Source organism: Nocardia sp. CC227C (genome assembly GCF_030767025.1).
Classification (GTDB): domain Bacteria; phylum Actinomycetota; class Actinomycetes; order Mycobacteriales; family Mycobacteriaceae; genus Nocardia.
In genome coordinates this window covers 233,924-249,262 of the sequence record NZ_JASITE010000009.1, presented here as the reverse complement: position 1 = coordinate 249,262, position 15,339 = coordinate 233,924, and the positions used below count along the sequence as shown (strand labels likewise).

At 70.0% G+C, this 15,339-nt stretch carries 12 protein-coding genes and 1 pseudogene; 8 read left to right on the top strand and 5 right to left on the bottom strand.

What is annotated here, in order from left to right:
• Complete coding sequence (locus tag QMO76_RS20345) at positions 1-867, bottom strand: ABC transporter permease (protein WP_306362903.1); 867 nt, start codon at positions 865-867, stop codon at positions 1-3.
• Positions 864-1,088 (bottom strand): hypothetical protein, encoded by a 225-nt coding sequence (locus QMO76_RS20340; RefSeq protein ID WP_306362902.1) that lies wholly within the window; start codon positions 1,086-1,088, stop codon positions 864-866. The genes QMO76_RS20345 and QMO76_RS20340 overlap by 4 nt, the downstream gene beginning before the upstream one ends.
• 199 nt (positions 1,089-1,287) lie before the next feature.
• On the opposite strand from QMO76_RS20340, the gene QMO76_RS20335 reads away from it, so the two are divergent.
• Entirely contained in the window at positions 1,288-2,145 is an 858-nt protein-coding gene (locus tag QMO76_RS20335; RefSeq protein WP_306362901.1) for an oxygenase MpaB family protein, read from the top strand.
• A 90-nt stretch (positions 2,146-2,235) separates the two neighbouring features.
• Here the strand turns inward: QMO76_RS20335 and QMO76_RS20330 are convergent, their stop codons facing one another.
• Positions 2,236-2,478 (bottom strand): hypothetical protein, encoded by a 243-nt coding sequence (locus QMO76_RS20330; protein ID WP_306362900.1) that lies wholly within the window; start codon positions 2,476-2,478, stop codon positions 2,236-2,238.
• 403 nt (positions 2,479-2,881) lie between these two features.
• On the opposite strand from QMO76_RS20330, the gene QMO76_RS20325 reads away from it, so the two are divergent.
• Entirely contained in the window at positions 2,882-3,913 is a 1,032-nt protein-coding gene (locus tag QMO76_RS20325) for an AraC family transcriptional regulator (RefSeq protein ID WP_306362899.1), read from the top strand.
• Between the two features lie 282 nt (positions 3,914-4,195).
• On the opposite strand, the gene QMO76_RS20320 is transcribed toward QMO76_RS20325, so the two are convergent.
• Positions 4,196-4,573, bottom strand: coding sequence for a hypothetical protein (locus QMO76_RS20320; RefSeq protein ID WP_306362898.1), 378 nt, complete (start codon positions 4,571-4,573; stop codon positions 4,196-4,198).
• A 265-nt stretch (positions 4,574-4,838) separates the two neighbouring features.
• Between QMO76_RS20320 and QMO76_RS35385 the strand changes: the two are divergent.
• The 5 genes and pseudogenes from QMO76_RS35385 to QMO76_RS20300 form a co-directional block, all read left to right on the top strand.
• Positions 4,839-6,080, top strand: a pseudogene (locus QMO76_RS35385) (acetyl/propionyl/methylcrotonyl-CoA carboxylase subunit alpha); the annotation flags it as partial.
• A gap of 201 nt (positions 6,081-6,281) precedes the next feature.
• On the top strand, positions 6,282-10,265 hold the full coding sequence (locus tag QMO76_RS20315; protein WP_372342025.1) for a carboxyl transferase domain-containing protein: 3,984 nt from the start codon (positions 6,282-6,284) through the stop codon (positions 10,263-10,265).
• 190 nt (positions 10,266-10,455) lie between these two features.
• A complete protein-coding gene (locus QMO76_RS20310; protein WP_306362896.1) occupies positions 10,456-11,715 on the top strand; it encodes a family 2 encapsulin nanocompartment cargo protein terpene cyclase in 1,260 nt (419 codons plus the stop codon).
• A gap of 44 nt (positions 11,716-11,759) precedes the next feature.
• A complete protein-coding gene (locus QMO76_RS20305) occupies positions 11,760-12,914 on the top strand; it encodes an LLM class flavin-dependent oxidoreductase (protein ID WP_306362895.1) in 1,155 nt (384 codons plus the stop codon).
• Positions 12,915-13,223: 309 nt separating this feature from the next.
• A complete protein-coding gene (locus QMO76_RS20300; protein WP_306362894.1) occupies positions 13,224-13,463 on the top strand; it encodes a hypothetical protein in 240 nt (79 codons plus the stop codon).
• A 48-nt stretch (positions 13,464-13,511) separates the two neighbouring features.
• Here the strand turns inward: QMO76_RS20300 and QMO76_RS20295 are convergent, their stop codons facing one another.
• The gene (locus tag QMO76_RS20295; protein WP_306362958.1) at positions 13,512-14,888 is read right to left on the bottom strand and encodes an MFS transporter; all 1,377 of its coding nucleotides are present in this window, start codon (positions 14,886-14,888) and stop codon (positions 13,512-13,514) included.
• A 182-nt stretch (positions 14,889-15,070) separates the two neighbouring features.
• On the opposite strand from QMO76_RS20295, the gene QMO76_RS20290 reads away from it, so the two are divergent.
• Entirely contained in the window at positions 15,071-15,337 is a 267-nt protein-coding gene (locus QMO76_RS20290) for a hypothetical protein (RefSeq protein WP_306362893.1), read from the top strand.
• Positions 15,338-15,339 lie beyond the last annotated feature (2 nt).

Here is a 15,339-nt window from a genome sequence, read left to right as displayed (position 1 = left end):
TCAGATCACCTTGGTGGGGAACAGGGTGTTGTACAGCTGGGTGAGAATGATGTTGGTGGCGAACAGCATCAGCGCCGAACTCACCACCGCCGAGTTGACCGCCTGTGCGACACCGCCGGGGCCGCCGTGCGCGTGCAGCCCGATATCGCAGGCGATGACGGCGGTGAGCATTCCGAAGATCGCGGCCTTGATCAGGGCTATCACCATGTCGTTGGCGACCGCGAAGGACGCGAAGGAGGAGATGAACGAGCCGGGCGTGCCGGACTGGGCGTAGACATTGAACAGGTAGGCGGTCGCGAAGCCGACGAATACGATGAACCCGCACAGCAGCACGCTCACCAGGACGGCCGCCGCGAGCCGCGGCGCCACCAGCCGACGCACCGGGTCCACGCCCATGACCATCATGGCGTCGATCTCCTCGCGGATGGTGCGCGAACCCAGATCGGCGCAGATGGCCGAGCCGACCGCACCGGCGATCATGAGGCAGGTGACCAAGGGCGCGCCCTGGCGGATGATGCCCAGACCGGCCACCGCTCCGATGAAGGTGGTCGCGCCCACCTGGTTGACGAGCGCGCCGACCTGGATGGACACCACCACGGCGATGGGGATGGCCACCAGGACCGTGGGCAGGGCGGACACGCTGGTCATGAACGCGCACTGCTTGATGAACTCCCGATACGGGAATCGCCGCCGCGCCAGGGAGATGACCAGTTGCCGCGCTGCTTCCCGGCCCAAACCGACCTGGCGGCCCAGGGTTTCGAGCGAGCGCTGCGGATGGCTTCGCCAGAGCGCGCCCGCGACGGTGGCAAGCCGCTGCAGCTCGCCGGGTTCCGAATTCGATCGCGGCCGCCGGAGGTCGGTCGTCATGTCATGCACACGTTCGAGAAGATGAGCACGGGCCAGCACACGATGGATCCGAGGAATGACACGACTACGTCCACGCCGTGCATATCCCGCAGGTGTTCGGTGTGGGTGAGGGACCAGACGACCCCGACCAGGCCGTAGGGGATGCCGAGAATGATGAAGGTGCCCAGGAATTCCGACACCTTCATCTCGTAGTTCAGCACTCGATCCAGTCGCTCGAGCATGTGGTGGTCCTTTCGCATACCTCGCACGGGAGGGCTAGTCAGCCGATGATGTTACTGATAATTCTCGCTGGATGAAGAGGTTTCGCGCCCGGCGTCGAGGATGGCGAATAATGTCTATTCCAGGCACTTCCATCCAGCCCTCGCCGATGCTGGCATAGTTAAGTTATTCTCAATTCATATCTGAAGGATTGCCTTGACCATGTCGGATGAGACCCGTATCCACATCCCGGGCACGCACCGTGTCGACACCCGCCGCCCGCCGCGGTTGGCCGACGCGCTCGACTTCTGGGGGCTGTCCGCCGCCGCGGCCAATGTGGCCATGCAGATGGCCTGGCCCGAGGTGGGGCGCGGTGTGGTGGAGAGCCCGGTCGAGTCCGGGGCGCTGCTGAAGCATCCGTGGAAACGGTTGCGCACCACGGCTTCCTACCTGGCGGTGGCTGTGCTCGGAAGTGCGGAGGAGAAGCGCGCCATGCGTGCCGCGGTCGACGAGGTGCATCGGCAGGTGCGGTCGAAGCCGGGGGCCGCGCTGCGGTACAACGCTTTCGATCCGACGGTGCAGCGGTGGGTGGCCGCGTGTCTGTACGTCGGATTCGAGGACGGCTATCAGATGGTGCACGGCCGGATGAACGCCGAACAGGCCGAGGCGTTCTATTCGACCTCGGCCAGCCTGGGCGCCACCTTGCAGATGCGGCCGGAGATGTGGCCCGCGACCCGTGCGGACTTCGACGTGTACTGGAACGAGGCGTGCCGGCGCGTCCGCATCGACGACGAGGTGCGGGCCTATCTCGACGATCTGCTGCACCTGCGGATGATCCACTGGTATCTGCGGATTCCGTTCGGGGGACTGCTGCGCTTCCTGACCGCCGGATTCCTCCCGCCGTACATGCGCGCGCGGATGGGGGTGGCGTGGAGTGCCGCCGACCAGCGTCGCTTCGAGCGGATGTTCCGGCTCGTGGCGGTGGTGAACCGGTTCCTGCCGAGGTTCTTTCGCGATGTGGGCGGCCCGCAGCTGGGCTACGTGCGCTGGCGTTCGCGGCGCAATCGCGCGCTGGTGTGATCGGTGGCGGATCGGCGGGCCGGACGCCCGTGGTGGTCGTCGCGCCGATCGGGGGTGCCCGTCGACGTCACGGTGCGTCGAGGTCGCCGCTCACCGCGGGGTCCGCGTGTCGCGGCGCGCGTGGCGGCCCGCGCCGCCGATCGAGATGCGGGGGATCGGTGGTCGGTTCGCGTGGGGCGTGGGGGCGGCGTCGGGGTCGATGCGGGGCAGGATCTGGGTGGGGCCGTCGAGTTCGTGGTGGAGTTGGGTGAGGAAGGCGTCGAGGCTGTCGAAGTGGGTGAGGATGGTCGACAGCAGCCGCAGGGCGCTGCCGTCGGTGTTCGCCGTCGTCATACGTCTCCGCCGGAGGTCGGGCCCGAGAGTCGGGCAGTGGGGAGTGCGCGGGCCCGCCGGTGGGGGCCGATAGGGTTGTCGCGGTTGGGTTCCGCGCCCACCGGCGGGGCTGGTGCGTACAGCGTCGGTCCTGAAAAGGGCGGGGACCGTGGGGGCCGCCAAGGGGCGGGCGGCCCACCGCGCATCAGGTTAGTGCGGCCGCGGCGCGCGCCGGAGGCGGTGCGCGGCCATGCTTCTGCGGATTTCGGCCAGATGCGCGGTGTGGACGACCGGTCCGACACGCCCGGGTGAGGTTGAGTTAGCTACATAATTGCTGAAGTGCGTCGCATTCGCTGTCCGATGCGAGATCATCTGCGGCATGCTCGTCGATTCCTGGTGTGTGCGTTCGATACACAGTGCCGCTGTGCTGGTCGACTTCGCCGGTAACCGCTCGATGACCACTGCGCAGGCACTGGCCGGTACCGGGCTCGTGGCGGCGGATCTGGAGAATCCGGAGGCCGAGATCGACATCGCGCAGGAGTTCCGGATCGTCGATAACATTCTCACCGCGACCGGCGACGAACCCGGTCTGGGCCTGCTGGCGGGATTCTCGGTGCACCTGCCGATGCTCGGCAGCCTTGGCATCGCGCTGGGCAGTTGCTCGACCGTGCGGGAGATGGCCGAACTGTGGGCGCGCTACGCCGATCTCTCCTTCGCCTACACCCGCTGCACCCTCACCGACGCCGGGGACCGGGTGCTGGTGCGGCTGGACTCCGAGGCCGTGCCCGCGCGGGTGCGCCGCTTCGCCATCGAGCGCGATCTCGCATTGGTGCGCACGGTGCAGCGCGAGCTGTTGAGCTGGGACGTACCCGTCGAACGGCTCGAGGTGACACTTCCGTACGCGCCGGTATACGAGGCGGTCGGCGTGCTGCTCGGCATCACCGACATCGCCTACGACCGACCCGCCGACGTGCTCGTGCTGCGCGCCGTGGATCTCCAGCGGCCCATGCCGCAGGCGAACGCGGTGCTGCGCCGCCAATACGAGCGGATGTGCGAGCGGCTGGTCGAACGTCGCCGCGCGCGAATCGGGCTCGCCGGACAGGTGCGCGCCCTGCTGGTGCGGCGCGGCGGCGCGGTCGACCAAGCGGCCGTCGCCGCGGACCTGCACATGAGCGTGCGCACCCTGCGCCGCCGCCTCGCCGACGAGGGCACCACCTTCCGCGAACTGGTCTGCGAGACAACGGGAATGCTGGCCGAGGAGTTGCTCGCCGCGGGTTTCACCGTCGACACCGTGGCCAGCCGCCTGGGCTATGCCAGCCCGTCGGCCTTCACGGCCGCGTTCCGGGAGTGGACCGGCCAGACCCCGGGCCGATTCGCCCGCGCGGAACAGGTGCCGCCCCGCCGCGACCCAACCGGGCCGGAACGGACGAAAGATCCGAATCCCCACCGGGATTGACGCCGTCGGGATTGGCCTCGTCGGGATTGGCCTCGTCGGGATTGGCCTCGCCGGGATTGACCTCGCCGGGATTGACCTCGCCGGGATTGACCTCGCCGGGATTGACCTCGCCGGGACTGGCCTCGCCGGGACTGGCCCCGCCGGGACCGGCCCCGCCTGGCTCGGCGTTCGCCGGTGCGGATGCCCGGCCTCGCGGCCGAACTCCGGCCTGCGAACGAACCCGGGCCTCCCGACCGCGCGCGTGCGGTGCGTGCGGGTGCGGTGGCCTACCGGAAGCGGCGGTCAGCGCACCGCCTCGTCGCCGTGCGGGTATGCGGCGGCGAGTCGTTCGGCGGCCACGCGGGCGATGGTGTGCACCTGGCGGGTGCGGGCCTCCGGATGCGCGGTGCGCTGTTCGAGGGTGGCGGTGATGCGGGTCAGCGCGGCGGTCGCGTCCTGGACGGTCTGGTCGATGAGGTGGTGGCGGGCGGTGAGGTCGCGGTGGGCGTGGACGAGATCGGTGTGGTGTCGCCGCAGCTCGACGATCCGGTTGAGCAGATCGGCGACCTCCTGGGTGCTGAGGGTGACGGTCGGATGGTCCTCGCCGCGCAGGATCGCCTCGGCGGAGGTTTCGGCACAGCGGGCGTGCAATACGTCGAGAATGTCGGTCAGGGGGTTCACCTCCCACGGTGCGGCGGGGTTGTCGGGTGCCCCGCCGGTCGGTTTCGGCGCGCCGCCGAGGCGGCCCGGACGTCGTGTTCACCGTCGAGTCGGAGACGATACGCGCGGGTAACACGGACTCGCATGTACATATGTGTGGGGTAAGGGTGCAGACTACCCGGGACAGCCAGTCGCACATCTCGCCCGATCGGGCCAACGTAGTGGAGTGGGAAGGAGTCGGCGAGTGTTCAGCCGTGTCGCCATCGTGAACCGGGGTGAGGCCGCCATGCGGCTCATCCATGCTGTTCGGGATCTGGCTGCGGAGACCGGATCGACGATCGAGACTGTCGCGTTGCATACCGACGTCGATCGGAATTCGACCTTCGTACGCGAGGCCGATATCGCGTACGACCTGGGTCCCGCGTCCGCCCGCCCATACCTGGACCTGAAGGCGCTGAAGCAGGCGCTGCTCGCGACGAAGGCCGACTCCGCTTGGGTCGGTTGGGGTTTCGTGGCCGAGGATCCGGCCTTCGCGGAACTGTGCGAGCAGATCGGCGTCACCTTCATCGGCCCGAGCCCCGAGGCCATGCGCAAGCTCGGCGACAAGATCGGCGCCAAGCTGATCGCCGAGGAGGTCGGCGTCCCCGTCGCGCCGTGGAGCCGCGGCGGTGTCGAGACCGTGGAGGACGCGGTCGCCGCCGCCGAGCAGATCGGCTACCCGCTGATGCTGAAGGCCACCGCCGGTGGTGGCGGACGCGGCATCCGGATGATCACCAACGAGGCCGAACTCGTCGATGCCTATGAACGCACCCGGCAGGAAGCCGCGCGCGCGTTCGGCAGCGGCGTCGTGTTCCTGGAGCGCCTCGTCACCGGCGCGCGGCACGTCGAGGTGCAGGTGATCGCGGACGGCCAGGGCACCGCGTGGGCCCTCGGTGTGCGCGACTGCTCGGTGCAGCGGCGCAATCAGAAGGTCATCGAGGAGTCGGCCTCGCCGGTGCTGCGGCCCGATCAGGCGGCCGAGCTGAAGGCGTCGGCGGAACGACTCGCGGTCGCGGTCGGCTACCGCGGCGCGGCGACGGTGGAGTTCCTGTACCACCCGGGTGACGAGCTGTTCGCGTTCCTCGAGGTCAATACCCGTTTGCAGGTCGAGCATCCGATCACCGAGATCACCACCGGATTCGATCTGGTGCGCGCGCAGCTGCACGTGGCCTCGGGCGGCAAGCTGGAGGGCGAGCCCCCGGCCGAACGCGGCCACGCCATCGAGGCGCGGCTCAACGCCGAGGATCCCGACCGCGACTTCGCACCCGCCCCGGGCCGCATCGCGCGGCTGAATCTGCCCGCCGGGCCGGGCATCCGGGTCGATACCGGTGTCAGCGAGGGCGACACCATCCCCGCCGACTTCGACTCCATGATCGCCAAGATCATCGCCTACGGCCGCAACCGGGACGAGGCGCTGGGTCGCCTGCGCCGGGCGCTGACCGAGACCCGGGTCGTCATCGAGGGCGGCGCGACCAACAAGAGCTTCGTCCTCGACCTGCTCGACCAGCCCGAGGTGATCGACGCCAGCGCCGACACCGGCTGGATCGACCGGGTGCGCGGCGAGGGCCGGCTGGTTGCCGACCGCCACTCCGCCATCGCGCTGGCCGCGGCCGCCATCGACGCCTACGAGGAGGACGAGCGGGTCGAGCGGCACCGGCTGCTGTCCACCGCGGCGGGTGGCCGCCCGCAGGTGCAGCACCAGAGCGGCCGCCCTTGTGATCTGAAGCTGCGCGGCGTCGGCTACCGGGTGCGGGTGGCCCGGATCGGCGCGCACCGCTTCCGCGTCGGCATCGAGTCCGGCGGCGATATCCACACCGCCGACGTCGATCTGGAGCGTTTCGACAGCCACGCCGGGCAGATCGTGGTGAACGGCACCCGGTATCGACTGATCACCGGTACGCACGGACCGATCCACCTGATCGAACTCGACGGCGTCACGCACCGCATCAGCCGCGACGAGGGCGGTGTCGTGCGCTCGCCCGCCCCCGCGCTGGTGGTCGCCACCCCGCTGGCCGTCGGTGCCGAGGTCGAGGCGGGCGCACCGGTGCTGGTGCTGGAGAGCATGAAGATGGAGACGGTGCTGCGCGCGCCGTTCCGCGCCCGGCTCAAGGAATGCGCGGTCTCGGTCGGCACCCAGGTGGAGACCGGCGCGCCGCTGCTGCGGCTGGAGCCGCTGGTCGAGGACGGCGAGGAGGCCGAGACCGGTACCGCCGCATCGGTCGAGTTGGAAATGCCCGGTGAGGCCGCGCCGGTGCTGCCGCACGAACGGCTGAAGCGCGGCATGCAGGATCTGCGCAGCCTGCTGCTCGGCTTCGACGTCGATCCGCACGATGAGCGCCGGGTGGTCGAGGACTACCTCACCGCGCGCCGGGCCGCCATCGTGGACAACCGCCGCCCGCTCGCCGAGGAACTGGAGCTGCTGCAGGTCTTCGCCGATCTCGCCGAGCTGAGCCACAACCGCTCCGGTGACGAGGACGGCGGCCACGGCCATGTGCACAGCGCCCGCGAGTACTTCCACACCTACCTGCAGAGCCTGGACGTGGAGCGGGCGGGTCTGCCGGACTCCTACCGGGCCAAGCTGTCCCAGGCGCTGAGCCATTACGGCGTCACCGAATTGGACCGGACGCCCGACCTCGAGGGCGCGGTGTTCCGCGTCTTCCTCGCCCAGCAGCGCCCGTCCGACACCGTCACCGTCATCACCACCCTGCTGCGTGAGTGGCTGCGGGAGCCGGTGCCGGACCAGGCCCTGCACGAACCGGTCGGACTGGTGCTGGAACGGCTGGTGGTCGCCACCCAGGTGCGCTTCCCCGTGATCGCGGATCTGGCGCGCGGCGTCGTGTACGCCTGGTTCGGTCTGCCGCTGCTGCGGCGCAACCGCGCCCGCGTGTACACCAATGTGCGCAAACAGCTCAGCTTCCTCGACGCGCACCCGGACACCCCCGACCGCGCCGACCGCATCGCGGAGATGGTGCGCAGCACCGAGCCGCTGGTGAAACTGCTCGGCCAGCGCCTGGTGCGCGGCAGCGTGGACAACACCGTCATGCTCGAGGTGTTGACCCGTCGTTACTACGGCAACAAGGACCTCATCGGGGTGCGCGCCGAGGAGGTCGGCGGCTGCCGCTTCGTCGTCGCCGAACGCCGCGGCCTGACGCTGGTCTCGGCGGCGGTGCGCTTCGACGCGCTCGACACCGCGCTGCGCGGGCTGGCCGAGCTGTCCGGCGGCGTCGCATCCATCGAGGCCGACATCTACCTCAGCTGGGAGAACCAGCCGGAGGACTTCGAGGCCATGGCCGCGGCGCTGCAGGAAAAACTTGCCGCGCAATCACTTCCGAACCAGGTGCACCGCATTACCACCACCGTCGCGGGCAGCGGCGGCGCGGTCATGCACCATCACTTCACCTTCCGGCCGTCGGCGACCGGCATGGCGGAGGAGCGGCTCATTCGCGGCCTGCATCCGTTCATCGCGCAGCGTATGCAGATGAAGCGGCTGCGCAAGTTCGACCTCACCCGGCTGCCGTCCTCGGACAACGACGAGGTGTACCTGTTCCGCGCGGTCGCCAAGGAGAATCCGTCCGACGAACGGCTCATCGCCTTCGCACAGGTGCGCGACCTGGCCGCGCTGCGCGAGCACGACGGCCGCCTGCTGGCGCTGCCGACGGCCGAGATCGCGGTGGCCACCTGCCTGGACTCGATCCGCCGGGCGCAGGCCCAGCGGCCCTCGGCCAAACGCTTCAACACCAACCGCATCGTCATGTACATCTGGCCCCCGGTGGATGTCACCCGCGAGGAGTTGGAGACCGTGATCGGCGGGCACGTGCTGCCGATGACGGTGGGCGCGAATCTCGAGGAGATCCTGCTCATCGCCCGCCAGCGCGATCCGCGCAGCGGTGAGCTGACCAAGGTCGCGGTCCGCATCTCCTTCGACGCCACCGGCACGCCGCAGGTGAGCGTGGGCGAGCGCACCGAGGAGCCGGTCGAGCCGATCGACGCGTACCGGCAGAAGGTGCTGCGCGCCAGCAGCCGCAATACCGTCTACCCGTACGAGCTGACCGGTCTGCTCGGGGAGTTCACCGAATACGACCTCGACGCCGACCACGTCCTGGTGCCGGTGGACCGGCCCAAGGGGCGCAATACCGCGGCCATGGTCGCTGGTGTGGTCACCACCCCGACCGACCTGCACCCGCAGGGCGTCACCCGGGTGGTGCTGCTCGGTGATCCGACGAAATCGCTGGGCGCGCTGTCGGAACCGGAATGCCGCCGGGTGATCGCGGCGCTGGATCTGGCCGAGCGGATGCGGGTGCCGCTGGAGTGGTACGCGCTGTCCTCCGGTGCGCGCATCTCCATGGAGTCGGGTACCGAGAACATGGACTGGGTGGCGGCCGCGCTCAAGCGCATCGTCGAGTTCACCCAGGACGGCGGTGAGATCAATATCGTGGTCGCGGGCATCAATGTCGGCGCGCAGCCGTACTGGAACGCCGAGGCCACCATGCTCATGCACACCAAGGGCATCCTGGTGATGACCCCGGATTCGGCCATGGTGCTCACCGGCAAGCAGTCCCTGGACTTCTCCGGCGGCGTCTCGGCTGAGGACAACTTCGGCATCGGAGGCTACGACCGCGTGATGGGTCCGAACGGGCAGGCACAGTACTGGGTGCCGAACCTCACCGCGGCCCGCGACGTGCTCATGTCGCACTACGAGCACACCTACGTGGCCCCGGGCGAGCAGGCCCCGCGCCGGGCGCGGACCACCGACCCCGTCGACCGCGACGTCTCGTCCTTCCCGCACGCGCTGGCGGGTAGCGACTTCACCACGGTGGGCGAGATCTTCTCCGCGACCGCCAATCCGGATCGTAAGAAGCCCTTCGACATTCGGACCGTCATGCGGGCGCTGGCCGACCAGGACCACCCGGTGCTGGAGCGCTGGGCCGGTATGGCCGACGCCGAGACCGCGGTGGTGCAGGACGCGCACCTGGGCGGAATCCCGGTGTGCCTGCTCGGCATCGAGTCCCGCGGCGTGCCGCGGCGCGGCTTCCCGGCCACCGACGGACCCGACACCTACACGGCGGGAACGCTTTTCCCGCGCTCGTCGAAGAAGGCCGCGCGGGCGATCAACACCGCCAGCGGGAACCGGCCGCTGGTGGTGCTGGCGAACCTGTCGGGCTTCGACGGCTCCCCGGAGTCCATGCGCAAGCTGCAGCTCGAGTACGGCGCGGAGATCGGCCGGGCGATCGTGAACTTCGACGGCCCGATCGTGTTCTGCGTCATCTCGCGGTATCACGGCGGCGCGTTCGTGGTGTTCTCCAAGGCGCTCAACCCGAATATGACCGTGCTCGCCATCGAGGGCTCCTACGCCTCGGTGCTCGGCGGCGCGCCCGCCGCGGCCGTGGTGTTCTCCGGTGAGGTGAACGCCCGCACGGCCGGTGATCCGCGGGTGCGGGAATTGCAGGAGCGGGCCGCCAATGCCATCGGCGCCGATCGCGCGGCGCTGACGGCGGAGCTCGACGAGCTGCGGGCCTCGGTCCGCGCGGAGAAGCTCGGCGAGGTGGCCGCGGAATTCGATGGCGTGCACGACATCCAGCGCGCCGTCGATGTCGGCTCGGTGGACGCCATCATCCGCGCCGCCGAACTGCGGCCGCGCATCATCGAGGCCATCGAGGCGGGTCTGTCCGCCTGACGACGGAACAACGGGTCCGGCACGCCGCGCGAGCGGTGTGCCGGACCTCGTTCGTTCCGGGGACCGCCATTCCGGTTCCGCGCGGAATCGCGCATTCGTCTGCGGCGTCGGCCGTCAGGCCGGATAGTCGATGGTGTCTCCATCTACGCATTGCCTCCACCTGATGACCCCTCATGGCAGGAGCAGCACGATGACAACAATCGACAACGACCACAGCGGTGAGCTCGGCGCGGTGCGGCCCCCGGTACTCGGTGGGCCCCGTGGACTGGGTACCGAACTCGCAGGGATCTTCTCCGCCGCACGGTCGGGCGTGACACCGCCGCCACCGGAACCGGATGCGGCGAGCCGGTGCTCGGCCGCCGCCGGGCGAGGCTCGGTCGCCACCGCCGTCCCGAACCCGGCGCGGCTCGCGGAGCGGTTGGGGGAGAGCGCCTTTCGGTTGCCCGTCCGACGGCTGACCGATGCCGAACCCTATCGCGAACACGAATGGGGTGACGGCTCCGCGCCGCCGGTCTACTGTCCGCCCGCCGCCCGCGGCGACGACGCCCTGGCCGAGGCGGTCGACGATCGCTTGGCCGTCTGGGCCGAATCCATCGGGTACACCGACGACGAACTCGACAAGCTGCGCGAGACCGGCTACGGGCGACTGGTCATGCTGACCCACACCGACACCGACGATCCCGATCGATTGCTGGTCGCCGCCCAGATGAACACCGCGTGGTGGATGGCCGACGACTACTACGCCGACGATTCGGCGCTCGGCGCGGATCCGAACCGGCTGCCGCAGCGCCTGACCATGGCCATGGCCGCACTGGACCCGCTGCCCGACGCGGGTGAGTTCAGCACACCCCTGGACGAGGCGCTGCGCACCGACAAGGTGCTGCGCGCCTTCGGATCGGCGGTCGCGCACCTGCGCCGCCACGCCACCGCGGAACAGGTCCAGCGCGCCTGCTACGCCACCTTCTCCATGTTCGTGTCCTGGACCGCCTACGCGGCCTGGCGGCATACCGGTGAGAACCCGCCCGCCTGGGAGTATCTCGCCGCCCGCCAACACGATTCGTTCTACACGTCGATGACCCTGATCGACTCGGTGGCCGGCTACGAGGTGCCCGCCGGGCTGTTCTACGACGAGCGGGTGCGCCGGGCCGCGTTCCGGGCGGGCACGGCCTGCGTGCTCGTCAACGATCTGTTCTCGGTGCGCAAGGATGCCGCCGACGAGAACCCGGTCTGCAATATGGTGCTCCAGATCGCGGCCGAGCGCGGCTGCTCGGTGGCCGAGGCCACCGAGATCACCGTCGACCTGCACAACCGCACCGTGCGGGAATTCGAGGCCGAACATCGTGCGCTGCGGGCCGTCCCCTCGCCGGAACTGCAGCTGTTCCTGCACGGAGTGCGCGATTGGATGGGCGGCTCCTTCGAATGGCACAACACCAACCCGCGCTATCGATAGACAGCGAAAGCGCTGCAGCACAACATAATCGCCAGGAGATCAGGATGTCGGAAACGCGGAAGCCCTTCGCGGTCGGTACCCTCGCCGGAATCAATCCGCCGATCGGCGTCGCGCGCTTCACGGTGCGGATGGCACGGCTGGGGCGGCTGGATTCGGTGCTGGCGACCGATCATCTGATCAGCGTGTTCCCACGGGCGGCTTGGGATCCCGAGTTCACGCCGCAGGCGAAGGCGGTGCGCAGTCCGGACGAGCAGTTCGACTTCGCCCCACTGCTGGCGCATCTGGCCGCGAGCGCGGGGCGGGTGCAGCTGGGGGTCGGCGCCACCGACCCGCACCGCCGCCATCCGGTGCTGCTGGCGCAGACCTTCCTCACCCTGGCGCATATGACCAAGCGCGCACCCATTCTCGGTATCGGGTGCGGTGAGCGGGAGAACCTCGAACCCTACGGATTCGAGTGGGACCGGCCGGTGGATCGGTTCGAGGAGGCGCTGCGCGTGCTGCGCGCGGCCCTGACCGCGACCGAACCCATGAACTTCGCCGGGCGCTACTACCGCCTGGACCACGCCCCCATGGATCTCACCGTGCCCGCCGACCGGCTGCCGCGCATCTGGATCGGCGCGCACGGCCCCCGCATGCTGGCGCTCACCGGACGCTACGGCGACGGCTGGTACCCGTGGGAGTCCATGTCGCCGGAGGAGTACCAGCGGCGGCTCGGACTGGTCCACGCCGCCGCCCGCGCGGCCGGGCGCGATCCCGACGCCATCGTGCCCGCCGCCATGATCACCATGCTCACCGCCCGCACGCCCGCGGGCCTGCGCCGCATCCTGCGCGCTCCGGCCGTCCGCTACCTGGGCCTGTTCGCCCCGGCCGCCGTCTGGACCCGCTGCGGCGCGAAACACCCCTTCGGCCCGGACTTCCGCGGCCTGATCGACCTGATGCCGCACCGCCTGACCGCGGCCGACGTACGCGCGGCCATTGCCGAGGTGCCCGACGATGTGCTGCACGAATGGCTCGTGATCGGCACCCCCGGCGAGATCCTGAACCGGCTGCGCGCCCTGGCCGACGCCGGACTGCGCCACGCCATCGTCTTCCCCAGCTCCGCCCTGGTCTCCACCGCCGACTCCGCCTTCGGCTACGGCGTCGTCCTCTGGCTGGCCGCCCAGCTCCGCCGTGGCGACGACTCCCGGCCGACCGGCTAGCCGCCGCATCGCGATATGCGCCCGCCCGGGAACGGTCGGCGGCGACCGCCGCGGACTGCGCGCTGCGCGAATCGGACAGTGCGGTGCGCGAAACGGACCCGCGCGAGGGTGCGCCGCAGCCTGGCGGCCGCCGCGATTCCCTTGGGCGCTCACGGCATTCACCGTGTCGGATATTCGGCCGGACCCGCCGCTCGCCGACGCGTGCCGGCAGTGGCGCGTCACCGTCGCCGTGCGGGATTCGTGGTTCGGCCGCCTGGGAGCGGAGACTCAGGGTTTCGTTGCTGAAAATTTGCCGATAGTGTGGTCCGGGTGAATGTGACACGTGAGGCGCTGCGCGCCGCCAGAGCCAGATACACCGCGGCCGTGCACGAGTACGCGGCCGCGGGTCAGGACCGTCTGGAACTGTTCTCCAATGCCGTTGCCGCAGGTTGGGATTCCTTGGAGGCCGCCACCGAACTCGGCATAGCCGGTCTGTTCACCCCGGACGGCGACGACGCGACCGGGTCCGGGAAGGATGCGCCCGGGGCACCCGCGCGAGATTTGCTGTGAAGTGGGCGGGCGCCCGGACATCCCGAGCGCCCGCGGTGTTCGACGCGGTCAGGCCGCCAGTGCCGGTCGCGGCGTGCGGTCCGCCGTCGGCCAGCGGGGATGGTCGGCGTCGATGACGTAGGGGTGGGTGTGCCGGTAGTACCGATCGCTCACGCGCACCGCGTCGGTGAGGCGCGCCGGGTCGATGCTGCCGACCTCGTGCAGGTGGGCGATCACCTCCGGGTCGTGGCGCGGCCACATCCGCGCGGCCGCCGCGATACCCGCGAGCGCGAGGACGCCGAGGACGGTCCAGGTGATGGTGAAACCGGCGGCGGTGGTGAGCCATCCGGCGATGGGGTACGTGATCAGCCAGGCCAGATGTGAGAGCGAGAACTGGGCGGCGAACAGAGTGGGGCGGTCGGCCGGTCGCGAGGAGCGCCGCAGGACCTGACCGGTGGGCGTGAGAATGGCGGCGGTGCCCGCGCCGGTGACGGCCCAGATCGCGGCGGCCGCCGTCCAGCGCCAGTCGCCCGTGTTCGCCGGCGAGAGCGCGATGGCCGCGGCGAGAGCGGTGGCCAGGGTGGTGGCGCCGGTCAACATGACCGGCCGCGCGCCGAGGCGGTCGAGCGCCCGCGGCAGTGCCAGCGCGACGAGCATGGTGCCGAAACCGTTCGCGGCCAGCAGCAGCGCCACGCCGGACTGGGTGCCGCCCAGGGTGTCTCGCACATAGTTGACGGTATTGACCATGATCATCGATCCGGCGGCGGCGACCACCAGGTTCAGGCCGAGCAGGCCGCGCAGCCGGGGCGTCGCGGCGAAGACGCGCATCCCCGCCGCGATGCGGTCGCCGAAGCCGCCCCGCGCGGTGCCGGTGGCGTTCGGAATGCGGGTGCCGAGCACCAGGGCGGCCGAGGCGGCGAAACCGATGGCGGTCCCGACGAACAGCCAGTGATAGCTGATCACGGCCAGCGCCGCGGCGGCGAGCATGGGGCTCAGCAGCGTCTCCATGGTGGCGGCCAGCTGTGCCGCCGACAGCGCGCGGGTGTACTCGCGCTCGTCGGGCAGGATATCGGGAATGATCGCCTGATAAGTGGGAGTGAAAGCGGCCGAAGCGGTGTGGAGCACCGCGATCAGCACGTAGATCTGCCAGATCTGATCGATGAACGGCAGCGCCAGCACCACCGCGGCGCGAACGCCGTTGAGCGACACCAGGAACGCGCGGCGCGGGAACCGGTCGGCATGGGCGGCGACGATCGGCGCGACCGTCACGTAGACGAGCATCTTGATGGTGAGCGCGGTGCCGAGCACGGCGGCGGCGTCACCGCCGGCGAACTCGTAGGCGAGCAGTCCCAGCGCGACGGTGGTCAGTCCGGTGCCGAAGAGGGCGGACAGCTGCGCGACGAAGAGCCGGACGTAGTCGTGATTGGCGAACAGGGCGGTGGTCATGGGTGCGGTACGCATCGGGGGTACCTCCTTGGCGGTGGGCCGGGTGGTGGTTCGCGGGCGCGGGGACAGCGGCACTCGCACATGGCGATCTCCTCTCGGGTGGTCGTTCGACATCGGAAACTATACCCCCTAGGGGTATAGTTCAAGCGATGGGAGTGGTGACATCGGCTACTCTGCCTGCCGTGCGATCGATCAAAGCCGGCGTAATCGCCGTGGCGCTCGCCGCGGCCACCATGACCGTGACCGGTACGGCGGGGGCCGACGAACCCGCGCCCGGGGGCGGCGACGAGACGATCTCCGTCGACATCACCCTGCTCGGCTGCTCCATCGGCGCCGGTCTCGGTACGGACCTGGCACTGGCGCTCGCCGCCGGGCGGGGTTCCAGCGCGACGGTCGACTCCGGGCTGGTGGCGCGGTTGCGCGCCGCCGGATGCTTGCCCTGGCGGTGATC

Bases quoted from the DNA above. Each gene is read 5' to 3' on its own strand.
- QMO76_RS20310 (WP_306362896.1), top strand. From the start codon at position 10,456: ATGACAACAATCGACAACGACCACAGCGGTGAGCTCGGCGCGGTGCGG.
- QMO76_RS20330 (WP_306362900.1), bottom strand. From the start codon at position 2,478: ATGACGACGGCGAACACCGACGGCAGCGCCCTGCGGCTGCTGTCGACC.
- QMO76_RS20305 (WP_306362895.1), top strand. From the start codon at position 11,760: ATGTCGGAAACGCGGAAGCCCTTCGCGGTCGGTACCCTCGCCGGAATC.
- QMO76_RS20340 (WP_306362902.1), bottom strand. From the start codon at position 1,088: ATGCTCGAGCGACTGGATCGAGTGCTGAACTACGAGATGAAGGTGTCG.
- QMO76_RS20295 (WP_306362958.1), bottom strand. From the start codon at position 14,888: ATGACCACCGCCCTGTTCGCCAATCACGACTACGTCCGGCTCTTCGTC.
- QMO76_RS20335 (WP_306362901.1), top strand. From the start codon at position 1,288: ATGTCGGATGAGACCCGTATCCACATCCCGGGCACGCACCGTGTCGAC.
- QMO76_RS20345 (WP_306362903.1), bottom strand. From the start codon at position 867: ATGACGACCGACCTCCGGCGGCCGCGATCGAATTCGGAACCCGGCGAG.